We start from the raw sequence: 25,202 nt of genomic DNA on the forward strand, positions 1-25,202 counted from the left end.
AGCCCCTAGCGGACCAGCGCCTGGATCTCGCCGACCGGCACCAAGGTGCCGTTCCACGGGCTCTCCAGCGTGTCCGGCACGCCCGGCAGGTCGACCTCGACGCCGCCCACGGTGAACGTGACGTCGTAGACCAGCCGCGCCTGCGCCGGGAACGACGGGTGGCCGTCCAGGTCGAGCGTGACCTGCTCGTGCGACATCGACAGGTAGACGTGCTCGCAGGCGTTGGCGCGCAGGTCGGGCTGGCAGTCGATGATGCCGGAGGAGTCACCGGGATCGATCTCGACATGACTCAGCGTGCCGGTGGCCTGCAGTGGGCCGGCCACCCCGCCGATGATCTCGCCGTCGCCCAGGCCATCGAGGAAGAACCGGGTGTCGGCGCCGACGTAGGTCATGCCGGCCGGTGCGAAGCTCAGCGTGAACGCCGGCGTCTCGAGGCGCCCGAACGCCTGCCAGCCCAGGCCGGGTAACGCGTCCTCGTAGGGGATGACCCAGCGCCAGCGGCTCCAGATCTCCTCCTCGTCCGGGACGAGGCACTCCACGAACGTGAAGATGTGGTCCGGGCTCGGGCGGGTCTCCTCGGGCCACTTGTCCTCGGGGATCGGCGACGGGATGTCGGCGCGGCAGGAGCGCACGCCGAGGCAGAACTCGTCGTACGGGTCCTGGGTGAGGTCGCATTTCGGCCCGCCGCCTCCGTCGCCGTCGCCACCGCCGTCGTCCTCGTCCGGGCCGGCGCAGACGTTGACGTACTCGAAGACCCCGGGCCGCACCTCGAGGTACACCCAGCACACGTTGCGGGTCTGCGCGTCCTCGGCCGCGACCGTCATGGTGGTCGTCCCGAGCAGTGCCGCCACGAGGGCCACGCACGCCAGCAACACCTGGAGGAGCGTCCGGAGCTTCAGCATGTGATAGTTCCTCCAGGTTCGATCGGGTCTCCGATGAGCCACGAGCCGTCGGAGCCGACCACTTCGAAGACGACGGGGTGCGGCGCCAACTGCTCCTCCGGCGGCGGGAGCGTGGAGCCGTCGGGCAGCTGGGCCACCCAGTCCGACTCGTCGACGCACGCGCTCACGACCCCGGAATCGGACACGACGTTCACCGTGACGTCGCTGATGACTGGTTCCCCGACGCGGGTGATGCCCTCTTGGGCGTAACGCTGTGCGATACCGACGTTGTCCTCGGTCGTGGCGTCGGTGGCGATTCCGTCGAACAGTGACGCAGGATCGTCGGATTGCCCGCTTTGTGCCTGAATGACCGCATTCCAATAATCCTGGAACACGGACTCGATCTCCGCTTCGACCTTGGTCGCGGCATCGCCGCTGGTAGACGCCGTGGGAGTGGGGTCGCTGGCGGAATGGTTCTCATCGCCGCCGCTGCAGGCGGCGGCTGAGAGAGCAACACAAGCCAAGCCGACCATAAAGCGCCGGCCCGCCCGGGGACGCGAGCCGTTCATGCTGGGACAATAGCGATCAAGGCGTGACAGGAGCAACACATTCGCCGTTAACGGCCGGTGTCATTCTCCCAGGCGAGACACGGTTCGCCCGCAGCTGTCGCCGCCGCCCGCGGCACCGGACCCGGTGCCGGCGCACGGCCGGTTCGGATGCGCACGGAGCGTCCCCGATTCGGACCGCCCGTCGTGGGTAGAATCCCCGGGAGCTGTGGCGGAGGTTTGTGCGGCCCGTGTCGGGTTGGTGCGCTGGTCACGTCGTGCAGCCCAATGCCAGAACACGGCCGACGGAAGGACCACCCGCGGATGACCATGCTTCGCTACGAGTTGGGCGACACCGGCCCGGCGATCGCGGAGATCCGCTCCAAGCTCACGCAGCTGGGTCTGCTGGACGACACCGCGCCCGGCCCGAGCACGTTCGACGAGGACGTCGACCGCGCGGTCCGGCAGTTCCAGCAGGAGCGCGGCCTGACGGTCACCGGAGTCGTCGACGCCACCACGTACCGGGTCCTCGACGAAGCCCGCTGGCGGCTGGGCGACCGGCTGCTGTCCTACGTCGTGGGCAACCCGCAGGCCGGCGACGACGTCCTCGCGCTGCAGCGGCGGCTCTCGGAGCTGGGCTTCGACGTCGGCCGGGTCGACGGGGTCTTCGGCCCGCGCACCGGCGACGCCCTGCGCGAGTTCCAGCGCAACGTCGGGCTCCCGGCGGACGGCACCTGCGGCCCGAGCACGTTCAAGTCGCTGGGGCGGCTCGCGCCCATCGTCACCGGCGGGCGGCCGGAGAGCCTGCGTGCCGTCGAGGCGCTGCGACAGGCGGGCAAGCGACTGCCCGGCAAGGTCGTCGTCATCGACCCGGGTCACGGCGGTGCCGACCGAGGCCATCGCGCCCACGGCCTGGACGAAGCCGCCGTGGTCGAGGACCTCGCCGCCCGCATCGAGGGTCGCCTGACGGCCACGGGCGTGCGGACGTTCCTCACCCGCGGGCCGGGGTCGGACTCCTCGCCGACGGATTCCGAGCGGGCCGAGTTCGCCAACGACTCCGGCGCCAACCTGCTCATCTCGCTGCACGTCGACGCGCACCCGAACCCGGAGGCGTCCGGCGTCGCCACGTACTACTTCGGCGGCAACGAGCCGGGCACGGCCAGCGCCATCGGCGAGCAGTTTGCCGGCCTGGTGCAGCGAGAGATCGTGGCACGCACCGATCTGGTCGACTGCCGGACCCACGCGAAGACCTGGGACCTGCTGCGCCACACGAAGATGGCCGCGGTCCGGGTCGAGCTGGGCTACATCACCAACGAGGGCGACGGCGCCCGGCTCGCCGATCCCGACTTCCGCGACGTCGTGGCGGAGGCGATGGTCATTGCGATCCAGCGGGTCTACCTGCCGTCGGGCGAGGACGCCGCCACCGGCGCGCTGCGGTTCCACGACCTGGCCGCGAACTGACCGAAACGGGGCAATCGATTCGCCTTCGCCCCTGGTTGTAGGGCATGGTTGATGCTGGGCGCCGGTCTATCCCCCGGTGCCCGCGAGTCGTTGTCGGTCGATCCACGGGAGGTGTGTGACGTGAGCCATCAGTCGAGCCCGAACCGGAAGACGACCGACGCAGCAGCCGCCACCGGCTCACGTCTGGACTCATACGTCGACCGCTACGCCACCCGCACCCACGGCATGACCGCCTCCGAGGTGCGGTCCCTGTTCGCCGTCGCGTCCCGCCCCGAGGTGGTGTCGCTCGCCGGTGGCATGCCGAACATCTCCGGCCTCCCGCTCGACGTGGTCGGCTCCCTGGTACACGAGCTCGTCGACAAGCGCGGGATGACCGCGCTGCAGTACGGCTCCGGGCAGGGCGACCCCACGCTGCGCGAGCAGATCTGCGAGGTCATGCGGCCAGTCGGCATCGCCGCGCATCCCGACGACGTCACCGTCACCGTGGGCTCGCAGCAGGCGCTCGACCTCGTGACCCGCATCTTCATCGATCCCGGCGACGTGATTTTGGCCGAGGCGCCGTCCTATGTCGGGGCATTGGGGACGTTCCGCTCCTACCAGGCCAACGTCGTACACGTGGAGATGGACGACGACGGTCTGGTGCCGGCTCGGCTGCGCGAGGCCATCGCGACCGTCCGTGCCAGCGGAAGCGCCATCAAGTTCCTGTACACGATCCCCAGCTACCACAACCCCGCCGGTGTCACGCTGACACCGCAGCGCCGCGCGGAGATCCTCGAGATCTGCCGGCACGCGGACGTGCTCGTCATCGAGGACGACCCGTACGGCCTGCTCGGGTTCGACGGCGAGGTCCCGCGCGCGCTGCGGGCCGACGACGCCGAGCAGGTCATCTACCTGGGCTCGTTCTCCAAGACGTTCGCGCCGGGCTTCCGGGTCGGCTGGGCGCTCGCGCCGCACGCCGTCCGGGAGAAGCTGGTGCTGGCCGCGGAGAACAGCGTGCTGTGCCCGCCGGCATTCAGCCAGCTGGCCGTTTCGGATTACCTGGCGGGTCACGACTGGCTGGCGCAGGTCAAGGACTTCCGCGAGGCCTACCGTGAGCGCCGCGACGCCATGCTCGAGTCGCTGGACGACCTCATGCCTGCGGGCGCGCAATGGACCAAGCCAACCGGCGGCTTCTACGTCTGGCTCACCCTGCCCGAGGGCATCGACGCCAAGGCCATGCTGCCACGCGCAGTCACCAACCGGGTCGCCTACGTGCCCGGTACCGCGTTCTTCGCCGACGGCTTCGGCTCCCGGTCCATGCGGCTGTCGTACTGCTACCCGACGCCGGAACGCATTCGTGAAGGCGTGCGCCGGCTCGCGCAGGTCATCGAGCAGGAGATGGAGCTGCGTGCCACCTTCGGGGCATGGGCGGCCACCCGCCGGCCCGGCCTGGACGGTCCGGCACCGGACCAGAGTTAGGGGTTTCGTACCACCATGAGTGATCTCGGCCGCGTCCTCGTTCTCGCTGGCGGCCTCTCCCACGAGCGTGACGTGTCACTGCGCTCGGGCCGTAGGGTCGCCGAGGCACTGCGCGAGGTGGGCCTCGATGTCGAGCTACGCGACGCCGACGGCGACCTGCTCACCGCGCTGCGCCAGGATTCGCCGGACGTCGTCTTCCCGCTGCTCCACGGCGTGCAGGGCGAGGACGGCGCCATCCAGGAGGTGCTGTCGCTGTCGGACCTGCCGTACGTGGGGTCCGCGGCGGCCGCCTGCCGGCTGGCGTTCGACAAGCCGGCGGCGAAGTCCATTGTCCGGCGGGCCGGCATCGCCACGCCGCTGTCGGCGGTGCTGCCGCAGTCGACGTTCCGCGAGCTCGGTGCCGGCGCGCTTCTGGACGCGCTGGTCGCCCGCCTCGGGCTGCCGGTCGTGGTCAAGCCCGCCCGCGGCGGCTCGGCTCTCGGCACCACCGTGGTTCGCTCCATCGACGAGCTGCCGGCCGCCATGGTCGAGTGCTTCGCCTACGGAGAGCCGGCGCTGGTCGAGCGGTGGATCGGCGGCACCGAAGTGGCCGTCTCCGTCGTCGACACCGGCGACGGACCGCGGGCGCTTCCGGCGGTCGAGATCGTGCCGGAGTCGGGGACGTACGACTACCACGCCCGCTACACCGCCGGCGCCACCGAGTTCTTCGTCCCCGCCAGGCTGGACGCCGCCACTGCACGCGCCGTCGCCGACGTCGCTGTCGCGGCGCACAAGATGCTGGGGCTGCGCGATCTCTCCCGCACCGACGTCATCGTTGACGACGACGGCGTTCCGTGGCTGCTGGACGTGAACGTCGCTCCGGGCATGACGGAGACATCGCTGCTGCCGCAGGCGGTCCAGGCAGCGGGCCTCGACCTCGGGCTGCTGGCCCGCGACCTGCTGGCGGCCGCCGTCGCCCGGCACCACGAGCCCGACGCGTCCAGCTGACGCCGTCACGCCGCGCTTCAGCGCACCAGACGACGGCCGGGCCGCTCCGAAAAGGAGTGGCCCGGCCGTGGCGTTTCGGAGCGGTCAGCCCGCTGGGTCGCCGTCTCCGTCGCCGTTGCGGCCCGGCACGTGCATGGTCGGGTCGATGGTGCTGACTATGCGCTCGAGGTCGTCGATACTGGCGAACTCAATGGTGACCTTGCCCTTGCTGCGGCCGAGGTTGACCTTCACCCTGGTGTCCAGACGCTCCGACAGCGCGCTGGCGATGTCGGAGAGCCGAGGCGCGACGGGGCGCTGCGCACGCTTGGCGCGCTCCTTGGGCATGCCGGCGTCACCGATCGCCACGATCTCCTCGACCGTGCGGACGCTCAGCCCTTCGGCGACGATGCGCTGGGCCAGCCGCTCCTGTGCCGCGCCATCTGCCAGTCCCAGCAGCGCCCGAGCGTGCCCGGCCGACAGGACGCCGGCGGCGACCCGCCGCTGGACCAGCGGCGGGAGCTTGAGCAGGCGCAGCGTGTTGGAGATCTGCGGACGGCTGCGCTTGATGCGGACCGCCAGCTCGTCGTGCGTGCAACCGAAGTCGTCCAGCAGTTGCTGGTACGCGGCCGCCTCCTCCAGCGGGTTGAGCTGGCTGCGGTGGAGGTTCTCCAGCAGCGCGTCGCGGAGCATGTCGTCGTCGCGCGTGGTACGCACGATGGCGGGGATGGTGGCCAGGCCGGCCTCCTTGGTGGCCCGCCACCGTCGCTCGCCCATCACCAGCTCGTAGCTGCCCTCGCCAAGCCGCCGCACGACGATCGGCTGGAGCAGGCCGACCTCCCGGATCGACGACACCAGCTCCGCGAGCGCGTCCTCGTCGAAGACCTGTCGCGGCTGTCTCGGATTCGCCGTGATGGCATCGACCGGGATCTCGGCGAACGTGGCACCGTCGACAGGGACGAGGTCGCCGTCCGCCGGCTGCGTTTCACGTGAAACAGTGCCATCCGCCGTCGGGTGCGCGCCGTTCGCGCCCTGCCGTCCCTCCGGGAAGAAGACGTCGACGGGCGACCTACGCACCGTGCCCGCGTCCCCCGGCTCCCCCGTCGGGATCAGCGCACCCAGGCCGCGCCCGAGTCCCCGCCTCTTCTCAGCCATCGCGTGTCTCCCCATGCTGGTCCGTCGTCCCCCGCTCCGCGATCTCGCGGGCGGCCTCCAGGTAGGACAGCGCGCCGCTGGACGCCGCGTCGTACGTCATGACCGTCTGCCCATAACTGGGTGCCTCACTGATGCGCACCGACCGCGGGATCGCGGTACGCAGGACGGTGTCGCCGAAGTGCCTGCGTACCTCGTCGGCCACCTGTGCGGCCAGACGCGTCCGCCCGTCGTACATCGTCAGCAGGATCGTCGACACCGCGAGCTCGCGGTTGAGATGGGCGCGCACCATGTCGATGTTCTTGAGCAGCTGACTCAGCCCTTCCAGCGCGTAGTACTCGCACTGGATCGGGATGAGCACCTCGTCCCCGCCGACGAGCGCGTTGACGGTCAAGAGGCCCAGCGATGGTGGGCAGTCGATGAACACGTAGTCGTACTCGACGCCCTCGGACTTCAGGTGCTGATCCATTGCCTTCCGCATCCGCGACTCGCGGGCGACCATCGAGACCAGCTCGATCTCCGCACCGGCGAGATCGATGGTGGCGGGCACGCACCATAGCCCGTCGATCTCCTCGACCTTCTGCACCACGTCGGAGATGGGAGTCTCCTCGACCATGACGTCGTAGATGCTCGGGATCTCCGCGTGGTGGTCGATGCCCAAGGCCGTGGACGCGTTGCCCTGCGGGTCGAGGTCGACGACTAGGACGCGCAGCCCGCTGACGGCGAGCGCCGCCGCCAGGTTGACGGTCGTGGTGGTCTTGCCCACGCCGCCCTTCTGGTTCGCGACCACCATCACCCGCGTCTGCTCGGGCTCCGGCATCGGCGCCGTACGGCGGCCGACGGCCATCAGCGCTACCGCGGCCTCGCGGGCGATGGGGGTGTCCATGTCCGCCAGCGACCCGGACATCGCGAAGTCGGCCAGCTCGGCCGCCGTTCGCACCTGTGCCCGCTCCGCCACGTCAGCCGGTCGCTCGCCCGCATTCACCGATCTCTCACGCTCCAGGTTCGACGACGGTCCGCCCGCCGCATCAATGGTCCCATCGGTCGGCGGCCAGCCGATCGCCGACCGCCGTTCCCCCGTAGCGTCCATGCTCGCGACGACCCCAGCTGCCGTCGGCCACCCCAGGCCCGGTACGACAGTGGCATCGCTCATCTGTTCTTCCTCCGTTGTCGTGCACCCCGTTCCGGCACCCTGTCCGCGCGTCCCGCGGTGACCACGGCAACTCGCGCGACCGGTTCGACGACGCCGGTGCCGGCTACCTCAACTCTCCACGACGTCGCACCCATTCTCGCCAACGACGCGGCGGAATCGCGCAACTCTTCGGAAACCGACTCGCCCTTCATGGCCAGCAGCAGGCCACCGGGCCGCAGGAGCGGAAGGGTCCAGCCTGCCAGTCGTTCCATCGGTGCCACCGCTCGGGCCGCGACGACGTCGAACGTCGCGCTCGGCGTCACGTCCTCGGCGCGCGAGCGCAGCACCGTCACCGATTCCAGGCGCAGCCGCTGCACCGCCTCGGTCAAGAACTCGCTACGACGCAGCAGCGGTTCGATCAGCACCATCTCGAGGTCGGGGCGGGCGATCGCGAGCGGGATGCCTGGCAATCCGGCACCCGAGCCGACATCGGCCACCCGCAGCCCCGGCTCGACGAGCTCTGCCAGCACGGCGGAGTTCAAGATGTGCCGGTCCCAGAGCCGCGGGGCCTCGCGCGGTCCCAGGAGTCCGCGCTCGATGCCAGGGCCGGCCAGCAGCTCCGCGTAGGCCGCGGCCACCCCGACCCGGGGTCCGAACACGGAGGAGGCCGAGTCAGGTACGCCATCGGACCCGTACATGACCCGGCCTCCCAACGCTCGGTGTTTCACGTGAAACGGCGCCCGCCGGCAAGCACTCACGGGCGGGCGCCGTCGGCGTGAGAAGCCCTCAGGCCGGCGTCGCCGGCATGACGACCACGTAGCGGCGGGGCTCCTCGCCCTCGGACTCGCTCCGGAGCCCGGCCGCGGCCACCGCGTCATGAACGACCTTGCGCTCGAACGGCGACATCGCGCCAAGCGACTCCGGCTCGCCGGACGACCGGACCGCCTCGATGACCTGCTTGGCCAGCTCCAGCACCTCCGTGCGCCGGTTGGCCCGGAAGCCGCCGATGTCCAGCATCAGCCGGCTGCGCTCACCGGTCTCCCGCACGACCGCTAGCCGGGTGAGCTCCTGCAGCGCCTCCAGGACCTTGCCGTCGTCGCCGATCAGGGAATCCAAGCCGTCGCCGACAACGGACACCACCGCGCGGTCGCCCTCGACGTCCATGTCGATGTCGCCGTCGAGGTCCGCGATGTCGAGCAGTTCCTCCAGGTAGTCCGCCGCGATGTCACCCTCGCGTTCCAGCCGCTCGGCGACCGTCATGCCCGCTTCGTTCGCGCTTTCCTGCACAGCGTCGCGATCGGTGTCAGCCTCGCTCACCTTCGACTCCTCATATTCGTTCATGGGACGGGTCTCGCCCGTCAGGGCCCGGCCACACTCGCAACCACCGACGGCGGCTATTTCTTCTTGCGTTGTGCCCGGCTGGTCTTCTTCGGCTGGCGCCGCACGACCTCGCCCTGGGGCTCCTCCGGCTCCGGGCCGGCGTCCGGGGTGGGCAGGGCAACGCCCTTGCGCCGTGCCTTCTCCTCCAACCGGCGCTGGTGGGCCCGCTCGGCCTCGGTGCCCGGAGCGGGCATCCGCCGGATCACATAGAGCTGCTGGCCCATGGTCCAGAAGTTCGAGGTGAGCCAGTACAGCACGGTTCCGAGCGGGAAGTAGACACCGGAGAACGCGAAGACGAGGGGCAGCACGTACAGCAGGATCTTCTGCTGCTGCGCGAACGGGCCCTCCAGGGCCTCCTTGGGCATGTTCTTGCGCATGATCTGCCGCTGCGTGATGAACTGCGAGGCCACCATCAGCACGACCATCACCGCGGCGATGATCTTGGTGTTGAGGTCGTCGGACGTGAGGAACGACTCGGACAGCTTGGCACCGAAGATCTCGGCGTTCATCGCGGACTCGAACAGCGCCGACCCTTGCTCGAACGCGCCTCGGGCGTTGTCCTTGGCGATGCCGTCCAGCACCCGGAAGAGAGCGAAGAAGAACGGTGCCTGCAGCAGGATGGGCAGGCAGGACGCGAACGGGTTGGTCCCGGTGTCCTTGTAGAGCTTCATCATCTCCTGCTGGAGACGCTCGCGGTCGCCCTTGTACTTCTTCTGCAGCTCACGCAGTTGCGGCTGCAGCAGCTGCATCTTGCGCTGCGAGCGGATCTGCCGCACGAACAGCGGGATCAGCAGGATCCGGATGACGACGACCAGCCCGATGATCGACAGCGCCCAGTTCACACCGTCGTGGTCGATGCCCATCAACTCGGAGAAGAGCCAATGCCAGCCGATCATGATCCAGCTGACGAGGTACAGCAACGGTGCGAGGACGGTATCCACGGGTGTATCAGACTCCTCTGAGAGGGGTTGGGGTCCCTGGCGCCGTTACCGCCGGGGACTCGGAAGCTCCACGGGAATCGCCGGCACCGGGCGTCTCGCCGTCGGTGCCCTCTGCCCGTCCCCACCACCGGTAGGTCTCACGGCTGGGGACGAGGTCGACGCCGCCGGCACACCACGGATGGCACCGGCCGAGGCGGCGGGCTGCCAGCCATCCGCCACGCAGGGCACCGTGCCGCTCGACCGCCGTCAGCGCGTAGGCCGAGCACGACGGGTAGTAGCGACAGGTCTGCCCGTACAGCGGGCTGATGATCAGGCGGTAGCCCTTGAGCAGGGCGACCAGAAGAGTCTTCATTGCCGCTTCTCCGCCCGGACCATGGCCCGATCGAGAGCGGTATCGAGCTCACGCGCGAGCGTGGAGCTGGGAGCACCGGCGATACCCGGCAGCGCGCGAACCACCACAGAGGATCCGCGGGGAAGCCGGTCGAGGCGCTCGGCCAACAGATGGCGCAGCCGCCGCCGCACCGTGTTACGAACCACTGCACCCCCAACCGTCCGGCCGACGACCAGGCCCACCGACGGGGGCGCATCCGGGGGACCCGCCTCACCCGCGGGCATCAGATGCACGACCATGGTCGGCCGTCCGACACGGACGCCACGGCGCACGATCACCCGGAAATCGGCCGAGCGTCGGAGCCGGTGCTCGGCCTTCAGCACCTCAGATCGTCGAGCGAGCGCAAGCCGGCCAGCCGGATCAGGCGGACAGCTTGGCACGGCCCTTGCTGCGGCGGGACGCGAGGATGGCGCGGCCGGCACGCGTGCGCATGCGCAGCCGGAAGCCGTGAGTCTTCGCACGACGGCGGGTGTTCGGCTGGAAGGTGCGCTTGACCACGTCCGGGCTCCTGTGTCGATCGGTGAGATGTGCGTGCTTCGGGGTGCCGTGCGGGACCCGCGCGTCCCCGGGGATCGAACCCCGGGCACGTCAACAGGAGCCCTCGTCGGACCGATTAACGGTACGCGCTGGGCGCGCCTTCGGTCAAACGCGCCCGCCCGGCCGGCTGGGCGGCGGCAACCGCCCAGCATGACACCGTCGGTGTCGTCACTGGGAGTAGCGACACGCCGGTGGTTCTGGGCGAACCTGTGGACATCAGTTGAAGCCCTGGCCGCATGTTGTTAGCGTCACGTCCTCCGGCACGCTGTCCGGACCACGCGGCACCGGGTGACACGCATCGCGTTCATGCAGGTCACAATGGAGCGGATAGAGACAAAGCACCACGTGTCCACACCCTCCACATGCTGTGGACGACGGTGTGGACAAAGAAAACCGGGGGTGGCCAGCCGGGTGCCGCCAGTTTGGAGTGCACTGTGGCAGACGAGGCGGGCAACGACTTCGCGACCGCATGGGCGAAAGCACTGACCGATCTCGAGTCCATCGAGATCGGGCCTCAGCAGCGTGCCTTTCTCTCCCAGGCCAGGCCGGTGACCCTGGTCGAGGGCACGGCTGTCATCGCCGTACCCAGCGACTTCGCGCGCGCCCAGATCGAGCAGCGGCTGCGCACGCACATCGTCGACGCGCTGTCCGCCGCGGTGGGCCGGCCGGTCGGGCTGGCGGTCAGCGTCAGCCCGCCTCCCGAGCCGGGCCCGGGCGACGTGCCACCGCCGCCGCCGTCGCCCGCCACCTCGGCCGGCGACTACGCCGAGCCCGCCACGTCGTCGACGGTGGACACCGAGGAGATCCCGCGCATCACCGCGGCGTCCGAGGCATCGTTCGTCCCGCAGCGCAATTCCGCCGACACCGCGGCGCCGCGACGACCCGATGTCGAACCACATCTCAATCCCCGCTATACGTTCGACACCTTCGTCATCGGTTCGAGCAACCGGTTCGCGCACGCCGCCACGGTCGCCGTCGCCGAGGCGCCCGGCAAGGCCTACAACCCGCTGCACGTCTACGGGGAGTCTGGTCTGGGCAAGACCCATCTCCTGCACGCCATCGGGCACTACACGCGGACGATGTACCCCGGCACCCGGGTGCGGTACGTGAGCTCGGAGGAGTTCACCAACGACTTCATCAACTCCATCCGCGACGACAAGGCGTCGGCCTTCCAGCGCCGCTACCGCGACGTCGACGTCCTGCTCATCGACGACATCCAGTTCCTCGAGGGCAAGATCCAGACGCAGGAGGAGTTCTTCCACACGTTTAACACGCTCCACAACGCGAACAAGCAGATCGTCATCACGTCCGATCGACCGCCCAAGCAGCTGTCGGCGCTGGAGGATCGACTGCGCAACCGATTCGAGTGGGGCCTGACCTGCGACGTGCAGCCGCCCGACCTCGAGACGCGCATCGCGATCCTGTCCAAGAAGGCCACTCAGGACCACCTCAACGTCTCCCCGGACGTGCTGGAGTACATCGCGAGCCGGATCGCCACGAACATCCGTGAGCTGGAGGGCGCGCTCATCCGTGTCACGGCGTTCGCGAGCCTCAACCGCCAGCCGGTCGACCTCTCCCTGGCCGAGATCGTGCTGCGCGATCTCGTGCCCACCGACTCCGGGCCCGAGATCACCGCGGCGACGATCATGGCCCAGACGTCCGCATACTTCGGCCTGACCATCGAGGACCTGCAGGGCACCAGCCGCAGCCGCGTGCTCGTCACGGCCCGCCAGATCGCCATGTACCTGTGTCGTGAGCTCACCGAGCTGTCGCTGCCGAAGATCGGCCAGCACTTCGGCGGCCGTGACCACACCACTGTCATGCATGCCGAGCGGAAGATCCGCACGCTCATGGCGGAGCGGCGCAGCGTCTTCAACCAGGTGACCGAGCTGACCAACCGCATCAAGCAGCAGGCTCGGCAGTCATGACTCACACGACGCACGGCGTGATCGACTTCTCACAGGGTGTGGACAACTCTGTGGACATCTGGGGTCGCGCGGTGGACCGGACTGCGGAAACCACCACGGCCCGGTGGACAACCACCGGCCATCCACGGTGGCATCAGCCTGCACCCACAAGCTCCGTGGACGACGATAGTGCCTCCGAGCTGCGACGTTCATGGTTTTCCACACTTTCCACCAACGCTATTCACCCGACCAGTCCAGACATGGGTTCCGGAGCACCGCACAAGCTTGGCGGCCGGCTTTCTGTGGATGGCGGGCCGAGAGCGCGTCGATTGACGCCTCTGGACCCACCTGTCGGCGCCGCGTGGAAGGATGACGTCGAACCACAACGGCCCGGGCGGACGCCCGAGGGGAGGACGGTGGACCGGTGAAGTTCCGGCTCGATCGCGATGTATTGGCTGATGCCGTCGCATGGACGGCTCGCACCCTGCCCAACCGGCCCACCGTGCCGGTGCTGGCGGGTCTGCGCATCGACGCGTCCGACTCCCAGGTGACGTTCTCGTCGTTCGACTACGAGGTCTCCGGCAGGGTGTCGGTCGACGCCGACATCGCCGACGGTGGCACGGTCCTGGTGTCCGGCCGGTTGCTGGCCGACATCGCCCGGTCACTGCCCGCCAAGCCAGTCGACCTCAACGCCGACGGTGCCAAGGTCACCATCACCTGTGGCAGCGCCCGCTTCACCTTGCAGACGCTGCCGGTCGAGGAGTATCCCGACCTGCCGTCCATGCCCGAGGCATCCGGCACCGTCGACGGCGCGGTCCTCGCCGAGGCGGTGAGCCAGGTGGCCGTCGCCGCCGGCCGCGACGACATGCTGCCCACGCTCACCGGCATCCGGATCGAGATCGAGGGCGAGACCGTCACGCTCGGGGCCACCGACCGGTATCGGCTGGCCGTGCGCGAGTTCACCTGGAACCCCGGCCGTCCCGACACCTCCGTGGTGGCACTGGTGCCGGCGCGCACGCTCGTCGACGCGGCGAAGACGCTCGCGCCGGCCGGCGAGGTCACGCTCGCGCTGGGCACCGGCTCGCAGGACAGCCTCCTCGGCCTGGCCGCCGGGGGCCGCAACACCACCAGCCGGCTGATCGACGGCGAATGGGTTCCCAACTACCGCCGGCTGTTCCCGGCCGACACCGCTACGGTCGCGCGGGTCGAGATCTCGTCGCTGGTCGAGTCGGTCAAGCGGGTCGCCTTGGTGGCTGAGCGCAACACGCCGGTGCGGCTGGCCTTCGACGACGGTCAGGTGGTTCTCGAGGCCGGCAGCGGCGAGGACGCCCAGGCGTCGGAGGCACTGCCCGCCGACGTGCAGGGCCCGGCCATCGCCACCGGCTTCAACCCCACCTATCTCCTCGACGGCTTGCAGGCGCTGGGCACCCAGTTCGTGCATCTGTCCTTCACCGACACCCCGCTGAAGCCGGTGGTCATCCAGGGCGTGCCCAGCCTCGAAGCGGATCCCGACGGCGGCTACCGCTATCTGGCGATGCCCATCAGGCTCTCCGGCTGACGCCCCTCAAGCGGTGGGAGGGTGGGCCGACGGGCGCCCGCCGCGGTCCACGCGCGAGGATGGAGACATCCACGCGCGACGTAGCTCGCCCACCGACACGGGAGGAACTCTGGTGGCCACAGAAGGGAACGTCATGGAGCTGGGCCTGGTGGGCCTGGGCCGCATGGGTGGCAACATGCGCGAGCGCGTCCGTCGCGCCGGCCACAGCGTCGTCGGCTACGACCGCAACCCCGACGTCAGCGACGCCGCCAGCCTGAAGGAGCTGGTGGAGCGCCTGGCCGCGCCGCGCGCGGTGTGGGTCATGGTGCCCGCCGGCGACGCGACCCGTGGCACCGTCGAAGAGCTGGCCGACCTCCTCGACGAGGGCGATCTCGTCGTCGACGGCGGCAACTCCCGCTTCACCGACGACGTCCGCAACGCGGAGGTCCTCGCCGCGCAGGGTGTCGGGTACCTCGACTGCGGCGTCTCCGGCGGCATCTGGGGCCTCGACGTCGGTTACGGGCTCATGGTCGGCGGCGACGCGGCGAACGTGCAGCGGATGCTCCCGATCTTCGACGCACTGCGCCCGGAAGGACCACGGGACGAGGGCTTCGTGCACGCCGGCGGCGTCGGTGCCGGGCACTACGCGAAGATGGTCCACAACGGCATCGAGTACGGGCTCATGCAGGCCTACGGCGAGGGCTACGAGCTGATGGCCCGGTCCGGCATCGTCGAGGACGTCCATGGCACCATGAAGGCCTGGTCACGGGGCACGGTCGTGCGCTCCTGGCTGCTCGACCTGCTGGTCCGGGCGCTGGAGAACGACCCCAAGCTCGCCGAGATCGAAGGCTTCGTCGAGGACTCCGGCGAGGGACGGTGGACGGTCGAGGAGGCCATCCGCAACTCCGTGCCCATGCCGGCCATCACCGCGGCGCTGTTCGCCCGGTTCGAGTCGCGGCAGGACGACTCTCCCGCCATGAAGGCGGTCGCCGCTCTGCGCAACCAGTTCGGTGGCCACGCGGTGAAATCGGCCGGGCCAACGTCCGGTGCCGGCGACGTACGCACCTGACCGGCGCGAGGCATCGCGAGCATGCACGTCGCGCACCTGTCACTGGTCGACTTCCGGTCCTATGCCGGGATGGAGCTGCCGCTCGATCCCGGCGTGACAGCGTTCATCGGGCCCAACGGGCAGGGCAAGACCAATCTGGTCGAGGCGGTCAACTACCTGGCGACGCTGGGCAGCCACCGGGTCGCGCAGGACGCACCGCTGGTCCGTATCGGCGCCGAGCGCGCGGTGGTGCGCGGCAGCATCGTCGACTCCGCCTCGTCCGAGGGGCGCAGCACGCTGCTGGAGGTCGAGATCACCCCCGGGAAGGCCAACCGCGCCCGAATCAACCGATCGCCGGTGCCGCGGGCGCGCGAGATCCTCGGCGTGCTGAACACCGTTCTGTTCGCGCCCGAGGACTTGGCGCTGGTCAAGGGCGATCCCGCGGAGCGTCGGCGCTTCCTCGACGAGCTCCTGGTCTCCCGGACGCCGCGATTCGCCGGCGTCCGCTCCGACTACGAGCGCGTGCTCAAACAGCGCAACGCCCTGCTCAAGTCCGCCGGCGCGGCCGTGCGGGCGGCCCGTGGCGGATCCGGCGGACCCGACCTGCGCACGCTCGACGTGTGGGACACTCACCTCGCCCAGCACGGTGCGGAGCTGCTGGCCGCCCGGCTCGAGCTGGTCGAGGCGCTGCGGCCGCTGGTGGCCAAGGCGTACGACGCGGTCGCGGGTGGTGACGGCGGCGAAGGTGGACGCGAAACGCAGCTGGCGTACAAGTGCTCGCTGGGCCAGCAGGCCGAACTGGTGCCCGATCGCGAGCGGCTGGCGGCGGCCCTGCTCGGCGCCGTCGGCGAGCGGCGACGCGACGAGCTGGACCGCGGCATCTCACTGGTCGGCCCGCACCGCGACGACCTCGTGCTCAACCTGGGCCCGATGCCGGCGAAGGGCTACGCGAGCCACGGCGAGTCGTGGTCGTTCGCGCTCGCGCTGCGGCTCGCGTCTTACGAGCTGTTGCGTTCCACGGGAAGTGACCCTGTACTGGTGCTGGACGACGTCTTCGCCGAGCTCGACTCCGGTCGCCGTGACCGGCTGGCCGAGCTGACCGCAGGCGCAGAGCAAGTGCTGGTCACGGCAGCCGTACCAGGTGACGTGCCGGCCGGGCTCAGCGGCGTGCGCGTCGACGTCCTGGGCGGAGAGGTACGACGCGTCGGGTGACCGGCCGGGGAGGTGACCGCGACCGATGACGACGAACGACGGCGGCCCGCCCGACGGGTTGCCTCCAGGCTCTGAGGGCGCGCCGGCCGCCGACGACACCGCCGGCGGCGACGGTTTCACGTGGAACCCCGACGGCGACGAGCTCGCGAAGGCGCTGGTGGCCAGGGCCAAGGCGGCAGGTCGTCCGGGTGGCGCGGCTCGCACGCAGCGGGCACCCCGCAAACCTGGCGGTCGCGACGGCTGGCGTTCGCGGCGGGCGCCGGGTTCGGGTTGGAGCGGTCCGGGCACCGACGACCGCGACCCGCAGTCGGTCAGCGCCGCCCTCGACCGCCTCGTCGGCGAGCACGGCTGGTCCGAGGACCTCGCGGTGCACGGCGCCGTCGCCCGCTGGGACGACGTCGTCGGGCCCGAGGTCGCCGCCCACGTCCAGCCGGAGCACTACGACGGCGGCGTGCTGACGGTGCGTGCGGACTCCACCGCATGGGCCACACAGGTCCGCCTCTTCGCGGCCGAGCTGGTCCGCAAGCTCAACCATGAGATCGGCGACGGCACGGTCACCCGGGTCGAGGTCCTGGGTCCGCAGGGGCCGAGCTGGCGCAAAGGGCCGCGCAGCGTGCCCGGCCGCGGGCCACGCGACACCTACGGCTGATCGGTCCCCGGTGCGTTTACGAGAGGCGCCACCACCCTCGATCCGCTCCGCGGCGCCAGATGGCCCTCAGCGTCCCCGAGCCTCCCGGTGCGGGTATGGGGACACACGACTGTCGATCCATGCGGCTGCGAGCGCCATTCCGGGCCGCAGAACGCGCATTCTGGGGTCGGCTCAGGGTAGACTGGACCAGTCCATCCAGGCCGCTCGGTCTCCTGGGGCGCTCAGCGGCCTGCAGGGTGCGGCGCGGCCTGACCCTTGGCAGGAGGTCCCCCGCTCGTGACGGACACTACGTCCTACGACGCCAGCGCCATCACCGTACTCGAAGGTCTCGAGGCCGTACGCAAACGGCCCGGCATGTACATCGGCTCCACCGGCGAGCGAGGTCTGCATCACCTGGTCTACGAGGTCGTCGACAACTCCGTCGACGAAGCCCTGGCCGGTGTGTGCGACCTGATCGAGGTCGTGCTGCTACCGGGCGGCGGCGTCCGTGTCGTCGACAACGGCCGCGGCATCCCGGTCGACCTGCACCCGGTCGAGAAGAAGCCCGCGGTCGAGGTCGTGATGACCGTGCTGCACGCCGGTGGCAAGTTCGGCGGCGGAGGGTACAAGGTCTCCGGTGGTCTGCACGGCGTCGGTGTCTCGGTGGTCAACGCGCTGTCTACCAAGATCGACCTCGAGATCCACCGTGACGGCTACCGGTGGACGCAGTCCTACTCGCTCGGTGTTCCCGACGCCCCGCTCCAGCGGCACGAGACATCCGACCGTACCGGTACCTCGACGACGTTCTGGGCCAGCCAAGACATCTTCGAGACCACCGAGTACGACTTCGAGACGCTCTCCACCCGGTTGCGTGAGATGGCCTTCCTCAACAAAGGGCTGACCATCGTGCTGCGTGACGAAAGGCCGCAGGCGGTCGATCCCGGTGCTGGCGAGGACGTCGCGACCGACGAGCCGGTCGGCCCGCGCGAGGTCCTGTACCGCTACGACAACGGCCTGGTCGACTACGTCAACCACCTCAACAGCGCGAAGACGTCGATCCACCCCACCGTCATCTCGTTCGAGGCCGAGTCCATCAACGGTGAGAGCCAGGCCATGAGCCTGGAGATGGCGCTGCAGTGGAACGACCAGTTCACCGAGTCGGTGCACACGTTCGCCAACACCATCAACACCCACGAGGGCGGCACCCACGAGGAAGGCTTCCGGGCGGCGCTGACGTCGCTGGTCAACCGGTTCGCTCGCGACTGGGGCGTGCTCAAGGAGAAGGACGCCAACCTCACCGGCGACGACGTTCGCGAGGGCCTGACCGCGATCATCAGCATCAAGATCGCGGAGCCGCAGTTCGAGGGCCAGACGAAGACGAAGCTGGGCAACACCGAGGCCAAGGGATTCGTCCAACGCATCGTCAACGAGCAGCTCGGCGCCTGGTTCGAGCAGAACCCCACCGAGGGCAAGCAGATCGCGCGCAAGGCGCAGAGCGCGGCCATCGCCCGGGTCGCGGCGCGCAAGGCACGCGACGCCGCGCGCAGCCGCAAGGGCCTGATGGGCGGTGGCGGCCTGCCGGGCAAGCTCGCCGACTGCCAGTCGACCGACCCGGAGGAGTGCGAGCTCTTCATCGTCGAAGGCGACTCCGCCGGTGGCCCGGCCAAGCAGGGCCGGGATCCGAAGGTGCAGGCCATCCTCCCGATCCGGGGCAAGATCCTGAACGTCGAGAAGGCCCGCATCGACAAGATCCTGCAGAACCAGGAGGTCCAGGCGATCATCAGCGCGATGGGCACTGGCGTGCACGAGGAGTTCGACCTCAACCGGCTGCGCTATCACAAGATCGTGCTGATGGCCGACGCCGATGTCGACGGCAAACACATCCAGACCCTTCTGCTCACGCTGCTGTTCCGGTTCATGAAACCGGTCGTCGAACACGGCCATGTGTTCCTTGCCCAGCCGCCGCTGTACAAGATCAAGTGGGTCGGCCGGGACGTCGTGCCGGAGTACGCGTACTCCGACCGTGAGCGCGATGCCCTGATCCGGGCCGGCCAGGAGGCCGGGAAACGGCTGCCGAAGGACGAGGGAATCCAGCGCTACAAGGGTCTCGGCGAGATGAACGACGACGAGCTGTGGGAGACCACCATGGACCCGGAGCAGCGGCTGCTGCTGCAGGTCACGCTCGACGACGCCGCCCAGGCCGACGAGGTCTTCAGCACACTGATGGGCGAGGACGTCGAGAGCAGGCGCAAGTTCATCCAGCGCAACGCCCGTGACGTCCGCTTCCTGGACATCTGAGCTCGTCGCGGGACGACGCGCCCTGGGCGCGACATGAAACACGACGGGGACGAAGACAACCGTGGGCCTGTCTCGCGCGTCATACATGACGTGTGGCCGGCAGGTCGCACCTGGAGGAACCACTCGTGACCAACGACACCACCACGGCCGGCGACGCGTTCGGACCCGGGGGACGGATCGAGCCGGTCGACCTGCAGGTCGAGATGCAGCGCAGCTATCTCGACTATGCGATGACCGTCATCGTCTCGCGGGCGCTGCCGGACGTCCGGGACGGGCTCAAGCCGGTCCACCGGCGGGTGCTCTACGCCATGTTCGACGGCGGCTACCGGCCCGACCGTGGCTTCTCCAAGTGCTCGCGCGTGGTCGGCGACGTCATGGGCAACTACCACCCGCACGGCGACACCGCCATCTACGACACCCTGGTCCGGCTGGGCCAGTGGTGGTCCATGCGCTATCCGCTGGTGCAGGGGCAGGGCAACTTCGGTTCGCGTGGCGACGACCGTCAAGCGGCCATGCGGTACACCGAGTGCCGGATGGCGCCGCTGGCCATGGAGATGGTCCGCGACATCGAAGAAGAGACCGTCGACTTCTCCCCCAACTACGACAGCCGTGGCGCAGAGCCCGACGTGCTGCCGGCGCGGTTCCCCAACCTGCTGGTCAACGGATCCGGCGGCATCGCCGTCGGCATGGCCACGAACATCCCGCCGCACAACCTGCGTGAAGTGGCCGCTGGCGTCGACTGGTACCTCGAGAACCCCGAGGCCGACAGCGAGCAGCTGCTGACAGCGCTGCTGGAACGGATCAAGGGCCCCGACTTCCCCACCAGCGCGCTGATCGTCGGCACCACCGGCATCGAGCAGGCCTACCGCACCGGCCGCGGCTCGGTCATCATGCGGGCCGTCGTCGAGGTAGAGGAGGACAGCCGGGGTCGCACCTGCCTGGTGATCACCGAGCTGCCGTACCAGGTCAACCCGGACGCGCTGATCCGCAAGATCGCCGAGCTCGCCGATTCCGGCCGGGTGCCCGGCATCGCGGACCTCAAGGACGACTCGTCGTCGCGCACCGGCATGCGCATCGTCGTCGTTCTCAAGCGCGACGCCGTCGCCACCGTGGTCCGCAACAACCTGTACAAGCACACCCAGCTGCAGGACACCTTCGGCTGCAACATGGTGGCGCTGGTCGACGGGGTGCCGCGGACGCTGTCGCTGGACGCGTTCGTGCGCCACTGGGTGATTCACCAGATGGAGGTCATCCGCCGGCGTACCGAGTTCCGGCTGCGCAAGAAGCGCGAGCGGCTGCACATCGTCCTGGGCCTGCTCAAGGCCATCGACGCCATCGACGAGGTCATCGCCCTGATCCGGCGCTCGCAGGACGTCGAGGAGGCCCGCAACGGCCTCATGCAGCTGCTGGACATCGACGACATCCAGGCCACGGCCATCCTCGACATGCAGCTGCGTCGGCTCACCGCGCTGTCCCGCGACGAGTTGCAGAACGAGCACGACACCCTGGTGGCCGACATCGCCGAGCTGCAGGCGATCCTCGAGTCCGACGACCGCAAGCGGACCATCATCCGGGAGGAGCTGGCCGAGATCGTCGACAAGTACGGCGACGACCGGCGCAGCCGTATCATCCCGGCTGAGGGCGACATGACCGCCGAGGACCTCATCCCCGAGGAGCCGGTGGTGGTCACCATCACCCGCGGCGGCTACGCCAAGCGCACCAGGGCCGAGCTCTACCGCTCGCAGAAGCGCGGCGGCAAGGGCGTGCGCGGCGCGCAACTGCGCGAGGACGACGTCGTCGACCAGTTCTTCGTCACCACGACGCACCACTGGGTCCTGTTCTTCACCAACCGCGGCCGGGTCTACCGCGCCAAGGCCTACGAGCTGCCCGAGCTGGCCCGTGACGCCAAGGGCCAGCACGTCGCCAACCTGCTGGCCTTCCAGCCCGACGAGAAGATCGCCCGGGTGCTCACCCTGCGCGACTACGAGCAGGCGCCGTACCTGGTGCTGGCGACGAAGCACGGCATGGTCAAGAAGACCCGCCTGTCCGAGTACGACTCCAACCGCAGCGGCGGCGTCATCGCAGTCCTGTTCCGGGAGGAGGACGACGAGCTGATCGGCGCGGAGCTGGTGACCGCCGACGACGACATCCTGCTGGTGTCACGCAAGGCCCAGGCCATCCGGTTCACGGCCACCGACGAGCAGCTGCGCCCCATGGGACGGGCCACCGGCGGCGTGGTCGGCATGAAGTTCCGCGGCGGGGACGAATTGCTCTCGATGTCTGTTGTGAGGGATGGAACCGACTCGTACGTCTTTACCGTCACAGATGGTGGATTCGCCAAACGAACCGTGGTCGAGGAATATCGTGTTCAGGGACGCGGCGGTTTGGGTATCAAGGCGATGAAGATCAATGAAGATCGCGGCTCCCTCGTCGGTGCGCTCGTCGTTGGTGACGGCGACGAAGTGCTGGCCATCCGGGCATCCGGAGGGGTGACGCGCAGTCCCGTGAGGGACGTTCCGGCCAAGGGACGTGACACCATGGGTGTGAAGTACGTTGCGCTCGGCAGCGACGACGCGGTCGTCGCGATCGCGCGCAACGCCGAGGAGGACGCGGCGGAGGACGACGACGCCGAGGTCTCCGAGAACGACGCGGAAGGTGATGGCTCGTGACGAGCAGCGGCGCGACCGGGCGTCCGGCGACCGACCAGGACGCGCGCCAGCAGGGTGCGCCCCCACCCGACCGGGGACAGTCCCAGCAGTCCAATGGCAAGCCGCCGAGCGCCCAGAGCTCCAACGGCGTACCGGCCGGCGGGAGTGACGATCAGCCCAACTCCCCCGATCCGGCCGTGAACACCCGCCGGCAGCAGGCCGGCGCCGAGCCGCCGCGCGGCGCCGCCGCGGCCCGCGTCGCCACCAGGGCCAACCGCACTCGCCAGGACTCCACGCCGCGCAGCGGTCAGGACTCCACGCCCAACCCGTGGTCCCGGCAGGGCAACCAGGGCCCGCAAGGCAACCGTGCCGCGGCCGCACCCACGGCGCCCAGCCCGGCGTCCGCGCCGGCGGCCGGGCAGAACGGCCCCGGCAACGCCGGTGGCCAGGGTCGCTCCGGGCCGCAGGACGCACCGCCGCAGCCGCGGCCCGATCAGCGTCCCGGTCCGGTTCCGCCGCCGTCCCTCGTCGCCAAGCAGCGCCGCGACGCCGCCGCGGGTGGCGCCGGTGGTGTCGCCGCCGGCGGTCTGGCGGCTGGTTCCGCTTCCGCCGCGCCGAGCGTCTTCCCGGCCCCGCCCGCTCCCGTTCCCGCGGCTCCGGCCCCGGAGCCGCAGCCCACCGTCGACACCCAGGCCAGCATGGAGGCAGTGCCGGCCACGGTCACCAAGCCGGCTCCGTCGAAGTCCACCCCTACTCGCCCCGCGTCGTCTCGGCGGCCGGGCCGGGTCCGCAAGGCCCGGCTGCGGCTGATGCGGGTCGACCCGTGGTCGGTCATGAAGACCGCCTTCCTGCTGTCGGTGGCGCTGGGTATCACACTCTTCGTCGCCGTGGCGGTGCTCTGGTCGGTCCTCGACGCCGCCGGCGTGTTCGAGTCGATCGACGAGGTCATCACCGACATGACGGCGTCTGACACCGCCTCGGGCATCGACATCAACCAGTACATCGAGTTGTCCCGGGTGCTCGGCTTCACCACGCTCATCGCGGTGGTCGACGTCGTGCTCCTGACGGCGCTCGCCACCCTGGGTGCGTTCCTCTACAACCTCTCCGCCAGCCTGCTCGGCGGCCTGGAGCTCACCCTCGCCGAGGACGACTGACCCTCCCCGTCGCGGGCGGCCGGCGGGTTTGGGTTGGCCGCCGCGGGTGAGGTAGTCTGCTGCGGCGCACGCAGTGCGATTCCGGGCCTATAGCTCAGACGGTTAGAGCGCTTCCCTGATAAGGAAGAGGTCACAGGTTCAAGTCCTGTTAGGCCCACCAACCTCGCCCACTCTCATGATCATCAACCGTTGGCTACGTCATAGGGTCGCCACCAGTTGATGATCATGGATAAGCTCTGTGACCGTGAGGATCGGGACGCGGCTGCTGGTGGTGGCCGCGCTCGTTCTGGGCATCGTGATGATGCACCACGTGGCTCGTTCCGGGCACGAGGCGGTGCAGGGCGCCGAGCGCACGTCGTCGCCGTCCTCGATGGTCGTCACGGCAGGACACGACGAGGCGGGTTCGCCGGGAGCGTCGTCCACGGACCACGGTGAACCCGACCACTCCTCGTCCGCTCACGGGCTGCTGCACCTGTGCGTGGCCGTGCTGACGGCCGCGGTTCTGCTCGTGCTCGGACGGCTGGCGCATGCCGGGCGGCTGCTGCCGGCGTTCCTGTCCGCCACCGCTGCCGTCGTGCGGCGGGTGTTCCGTCCGCCGCCTCCCCGGCCGGCCGGCTGGGAACTGTTGACCTCCCTGTGCGTGATGCGGACGTGATCAGTCAGAGCGATTCTTGACCAGCACGTTCGTACGTTCATGTCACTGAGAGGGACCACACGATGTACCGCAAGCGCTTCACCCTGCCCATCGTCGGCGCCGTAGCGGCCGGCGTCCTGCTCGCCGGATGCGGCGCCGACGGCGACGAGCCTGCGGCCGGCGCCAGCACTGGCACCAGCGTGAACCAGAGCGGTGTCGACCAGGCCGACGTCGACTTCGCCCAGCAGATGATCGCGCACCACGTCCAGGCCGTTCAGATGGCCCAGCTGGTGCCCGACCAGGGCGTCGGCCCGGGACTGATCCAGGTGGCCGACGCCGTCGAGGCTGCGCAGCAGCCGGAGATCGAACAGCTGACGGCCATGCTCGAACGGTGGGGCGAGGATCCCGCATCCACCGACGACCCGCACGCCGGTCACCACGGCGGCGGCATGGAGGGCATGATGACGCCGGAGGATCTGTCGGCTCTCGAGGCCGCCACCGGCGTGGAGTTCGAGCGGATGTGGCTGACCATGATGATCGAGCACCACCGTGGCGCGATCGCGATGTCCGAGACTCAGCTCGCCGACGGCACGGACGCGGAGGCACGGGCGCTGGCCCAGGCGATCATCGATGCGCAGAGTGCCGAGATCGAACAGCTGGAGCAGTTGCTGGCCGCCATCCCCTCCTGACCGACGCGAACGTTGGTGCCGGGCCGTGGTCGTCGGCCCGACCCCGGCGACCGGCGACCGGCGAGCTCGTCGTGCCCACCGAGACAGGGCGCGACCAGATGGTGCGCTCGGACGCCATCCTCGCCGAGCTGGACCGCGGCCGCGCCGCCGCCGTCGGTGAGGCATCGTACGAGGCGTTCAGGCAGGTGTTCCGGGAGGTGGCCGAACACCAGGTCGACCGGCGGCGGAGCCGGTCGCCCGCCGGTTCGGACGTCGCCCTGATGCCTCGCGGCCGGCTGCGTTAACCTCACACGAGATGTCGAGACCGTCTGGAGGCGGAGCATCGTGTTCAACAAGAAGATCCTGTTCGGCGTGGTTCTGGCGGTCCTGGGGTACCTCGGTTACCGCCGCTACCAGTCCGGGCAGGCCGAGCAGGACCTGTGGGCCGAGGCGACGGACCCGATCCCGCCGGCCGACCCGCGCTGATCATCTCCGCGGCCACGTGAGCCTCCGTTCCGACGGGGCTCGCGTGGCCGTTCTGTGTTCTCCGAGTGACGGCCGTCGTCTTTCGACTTGAAGTTGACGCTACGTCAACGCATACCGTCGTAGACGGATCGGAGAGTCCGG

25 protein-coding genes and 1 tRNA gene are annotated in these 25,202 nt (G+C 69.6%); 16 read left to right on the top strand and 10 right to left on the bottom strand.

Annotated features, from left to right (window positions below; all coding sequences use genetic code 11):
* Nucleotides 1-5 precede the first annotated feature (5 nt).
* Together E1269_RS07100 and E1269_RS07105 are read right to left on the bottom strand one after the other, a co-directional pair.
* The gene (locus E1269_RS07100) at nucleotides 6-902 is read right to left on the bottom strand and encodes a hypothetical protein (protein ID WP_131892827.1); all 897 of its coding nucleotides are present in this window, start codon (nucleotides 900-902) and stop codon (nucleotides 6-8) included.
* The gene (locus E1269_RS07105; protein ID WP_131892829.1) at nucleotides 896-1,450 is read right to left on the bottom strand and encodes a hypothetical protein; all 555 of its coding nucleotides are present in this window, start codon (nucleotides 1,448-1,450) and stop codon (nucleotides 896-898) included. The genes E1269_RS07100 and E1269_RS07105 overlap by 7 nt, the downstream gene beginning before the upstream one ends.
* Before the next feature lie 300 nt (nucleotides 1,451-1,750).
* Here E1269_RS07105 and E1269_RS07110 point away from each other — a divergent pair, with 300 nt between their 5' ends.
* The 3 genes from E1269_RS07110 (at nucleotide 1,751) to E1269_RS07120 (ending at nucleotide 5,332) form a co-directional block, all read left to right on the top strand.
* Complete coding sequence (locus E1269_RS07110; RefSeq protein WP_131892831.1) at nucleotides 1,751-2,887, top strand: N-acetylmuramoyl-L-alanine amidase; 1,137 nt, start codon at nucleotides 1,751-1,753, stop codon at nucleotides 2,885-2,887.
* Nucleotides 2,888-2,977: 90 nt separating this feature from the next.
* The gene (locus tag E1269_RS07115; protein ID WP_420810604.1) at nucleotides 2,978-4,345 is read left to right on the top strand and encodes an aminotransferase-like domain-containing protein; all 1,368 of its coding nucleotides are present in this window, start codon (nucleotides 2,978-2,980) and stop codon (nucleotides 4,343-4,345) included.
* A gap of 15 nt (nucleotides 4,346-4,360) precedes the next feature.
* Entirely contained in the window at nucleotides 4,361-5,332 is a 972-nt protein-coding gene (locus E1269_RS07120) for a D-alanine--D-alanine ligase family protein (protein ID WP_131892835.1), read from the top strand.
* An 84-nt stretch (nucleotides 5,333-5,416) separates the two neighbouring features.
* On the opposite strand, the gene E1269_RS07125 is transcribed toward E1269_RS07120, so the two are convergent.
* The 8 genes from E1269_RS07125 to rpmH form a co-directional block, all read right to left on the bottom strand.
* Nucleotides 5,417-6,463 (bottom strand): ParB/RepB/Spo0J family partition protein, encoded by a 1,047-nt coding sequence (locus E1269_RS07125; protein ID WP_131892837.1) that lies wholly within the window; start codon nucleotides 6,461-6,463, stop codon nucleotides 5,417-5,419.
* On the bottom strand, nucleotides 6,456-7,346 hold the full coding sequence (locus E1269_RS07130) for a ParA family protein (protein WP_131893009.1): 891 nt from the start codon (nucleotides 7,344-7,346) through the stop codon (nucleotides 6,456-6,458). Before E1269_RS07130 ends, E1269_RS07125 begins: the two co-directional genes overlap by 8 nt.
* 263 nt (nucleotides 7,347-7,609) lie before the next feature.
* Nucleotides 7,610-8,290, bottom strand: a complete 681-nt coding sequence (gene rsmG, locus E1269_RS07135; RefSeq protein WP_131892839.1) for a 16S rRNA (guanine(527)-N(7))-methyltransferase RsmG — start codon at nucleotides 8,288-8,290, stop codon at nucleotides 7,610-7,612.
* Between the two features lie 88 nt (nucleotides 8,291-8,378).
* On the bottom strand, nucleotides 8,379-8,852 hold the full coding sequence (locus E1269_RS07140) for a Jag family protein (RefSeq protein ID WP_203433125.1): 474 nt from the start codon (nucleotides 8,850-8,852) through the stop codon (nucleotides 8,379-8,381).
* A gap of 134 nt (nucleotides 8,853-8,986) precedes the next feature.
* The gene (gene yidC / locus E1269_RS07145) at nucleotides 8,987-9,913 is read right to left on the bottom strand and encodes a membrane protein insertase YidC (protein WP_203433073.1); all 927 of its coding nucleotides are present in this window, start codon (nucleotides 9,911-9,913) and stop codon (nucleotides 8,987-8,989) included.
* A gap of 7 nt (nucleotides 9,914-9,920) precedes the next feature.
* Complete coding sequence (yidD, locus tag E1269_RS07150; protein ID WP_131892843.1) at nucleotides 9,921-10,265, bottom strand: membrane protein insertion efficiency factor YidD; 345 nt, start codon at nucleotides 10,263-10,265, stop codon at nucleotides 9,921-9,923.
* On the bottom strand, nucleotides 10,262-10,627 hold the full coding sequence (gene rnpA, locus E1269_RS07155; protein ID WP_131892845.1) for a ribonuclease P protein component: 366 nt from the start codon (nucleotides 10,625-10,627) through the stop codon (nucleotides 10,262-10,264). The genes yidD and rnpA overlap by 4 nt, the downstream gene beginning before the upstream one ends.
* 37 nt (nucleotides 10,628-10,664) lie before the next feature.
* The gene (gene rpmH / locus E1269_RS07160) at nucleotides 10,665-10,802 is read right to left on the bottom strand and encodes a 50S ribosomal protein L34 (protein ID WP_131892847.1); all 138 of its coding nucleotides are present in this window, start codon (nucleotides 10,800-10,802) and stop codon (nucleotides 10,665-10,667) included.
* 473 nt (nucleotides 10,803-11,275) lie between these two features.
* Here rpmH and dnaA point away from each other — a divergent pair, with 473 nt between their 5' ends.
* The 13 genes from dnaA (at nucleotide 11,276) to E1269_RS32770 (ending at nucleotide 25,061) form a co-directional block, all read left to right on the top strand.
* Nucleotides 11,276-12,769 (top strand): chromosomal replication initiator protein DnaA, encoded by a 1,494-nt coding sequence (gene dnaA, locus E1269_RS07165; protein ID WP_275264071.1) that lies wholly within the window; start codon nucleotides 11,276-11,278, stop codon nucleotides 12,767-12,769.
* 403 nt (nucleotides 12,770-13,172) lie between these two features.
* Nucleotides 13,173-14,306: a DNA polymerase III subunit beta gene (gene dnaN / locus E1269_RS07170; RefSeq protein WP_131892851.1), complete on the top strand. Its 1,134-nt coding sequence runs from the start codon at nucleotides 13,173-13,175 to the stop codon at nucleotides 14,304-14,306.
* 112 nt (nucleotides 14,307-14,418) lie between these two features.
* A complete protein-coding gene (gene gnd, locus E1269_RS07175; RefSeq protein WP_239000813.1) occupies nucleotides 14,419-15,354 on the top strand; it encodes a phosphogluconate dehydrogenase (NAD(+)-dependent, decarboxylating) in 936 nt (311 codons plus the stop codon).
* 21 nt (nucleotides 15,355-15,375) lie between these two features.
* The gene (gene recF / locus E1269_RS07180; RefSeq protein WP_131892853.1) at nucleotides 15,376-16,545 is read left to right on the top strand and encodes a DNA replication/repair protein RecF; all 1,170 of its coding nucleotides are present in this window, start codon (nucleotides 15,376-15,378) and stop codon (nucleotides 16,543-16,545) included.
* A 25-nt stretch (nucleotides 16,546-16,570) separates the two neighbouring features.
* Complete coding sequence (locus E1269_RS07185; protein WP_131892855.1) at nucleotides 16,571-17,194, top strand: DciA family protein; 624 nt, start codon at nucleotides 16,571-16,573, stop codon at nucleotides 17,192-17,194.
* A 255-nt stretch (nucleotides 17,195-17,449) separates the two neighbouring features.
* The gene (gyrB, locus tag E1269_RS07190) at nucleotides 17,450-19,471 is read left to right on the top strand and encodes a DNA topoisomerase (ATP-hydrolyzing) subunit B (protein WP_131892857.1); all 2,022 of its coding nucleotides are present in this window, start codon (nucleotides 17,450-17,452) and stop codon (nucleotides 19,469-19,471) included.
* 203 nt (nucleotides 19,472-19,674) lie between these two features.
* Nucleotides 19,675-22,140, top strand: coding sequence for a DNA gyrase subunit A (gene gyrA, locus E1269_RS07195; protein WP_131893015.1), 2,466 nt, complete (start codon nucleotides 19,675-19,677; stop codon nucleotides 22,138-22,140).
* On the top strand, nucleotides 22,137-23,273 hold the full coding sequence (locus E1269_RS33300; protein WP_239000815.1) for a DUF3566 domain-containing protein: 1,137 nt from the start codon (nucleotides 22,137-22,139) through the stop codon (nucleotides 23,271-23,273). The genes gyrA and E1269_RS33300 overlap by 4 nt, the downstream gene beginning before the upstream one ends.
* A gap of 83 nt (nucleotides 23,274-23,356) precedes the next feature.
* Nucleotides 23,357-23,433, top strand: a tRNA-Ile gene (locus tag E1269_RS07205).
* Between the two features lie 84 nt (nucleotides 23,434-23,517).
* The gene (locus tag E1269_RS07210; RefSeq protein WP_131892859.1) at nucleotides 23,518-23,928 is read left to right on the top strand and encodes a hypothetical protein; all 411 of its coding nucleotides are present in this window, start codon (nucleotides 23,518-23,520) and stop codon (nucleotides 23,926-23,928) included.
* A gap of 62 nt (nucleotides 23,929-23,990) precedes the next feature.
* The gene (locus E1269_RS07215; RefSeq protein ID WP_131892861.1) at nucleotides 23,991-24,596 is read left to right on the top strand and encodes a DUF305 domain-containing protein; all 606 of its coding nucleotides are present in this window, start codon (nucleotides 23,991-23,993) and stop codon (nucleotides 24,594-24,596) included.
* 71 nt (nucleotides 24,597-24,667) lie between these two features.
* Nucleotides 24,668-24,880 (top strand): hypothetical protein, encoded by a 213-nt coding sequence (locus E1269_RS07220; protein WP_131892863.1) that lies wholly within the window; start codon nucleotides 24,668-24,670, stop codon nucleotides 24,878-24,880.
* 40 nt (nucleotides 24,881-24,920) lie between these two features.
* Nucleotides 24,921-25,061, top strand: coding sequence for a DLW-39 family protein (locus E1269_RS32770; RefSeq protein ID WP_203433077.1), 141 nt, complete (start codon nucleotides 24,921-24,923; stop codon nucleotides 25,059-25,061).
* Nucleotides 25,062-25,202: the final 141 nt, after the last annotated feature.

This window comes from Jiangella asiatica, from assembly GCF_004349065.1.
Taxonomy (GTDB): Bacteria; Actinomycetota; Actinomycetes; order Jiangellales; family Jiangellaceae; genus Jiangella; species Jiangella asiatica.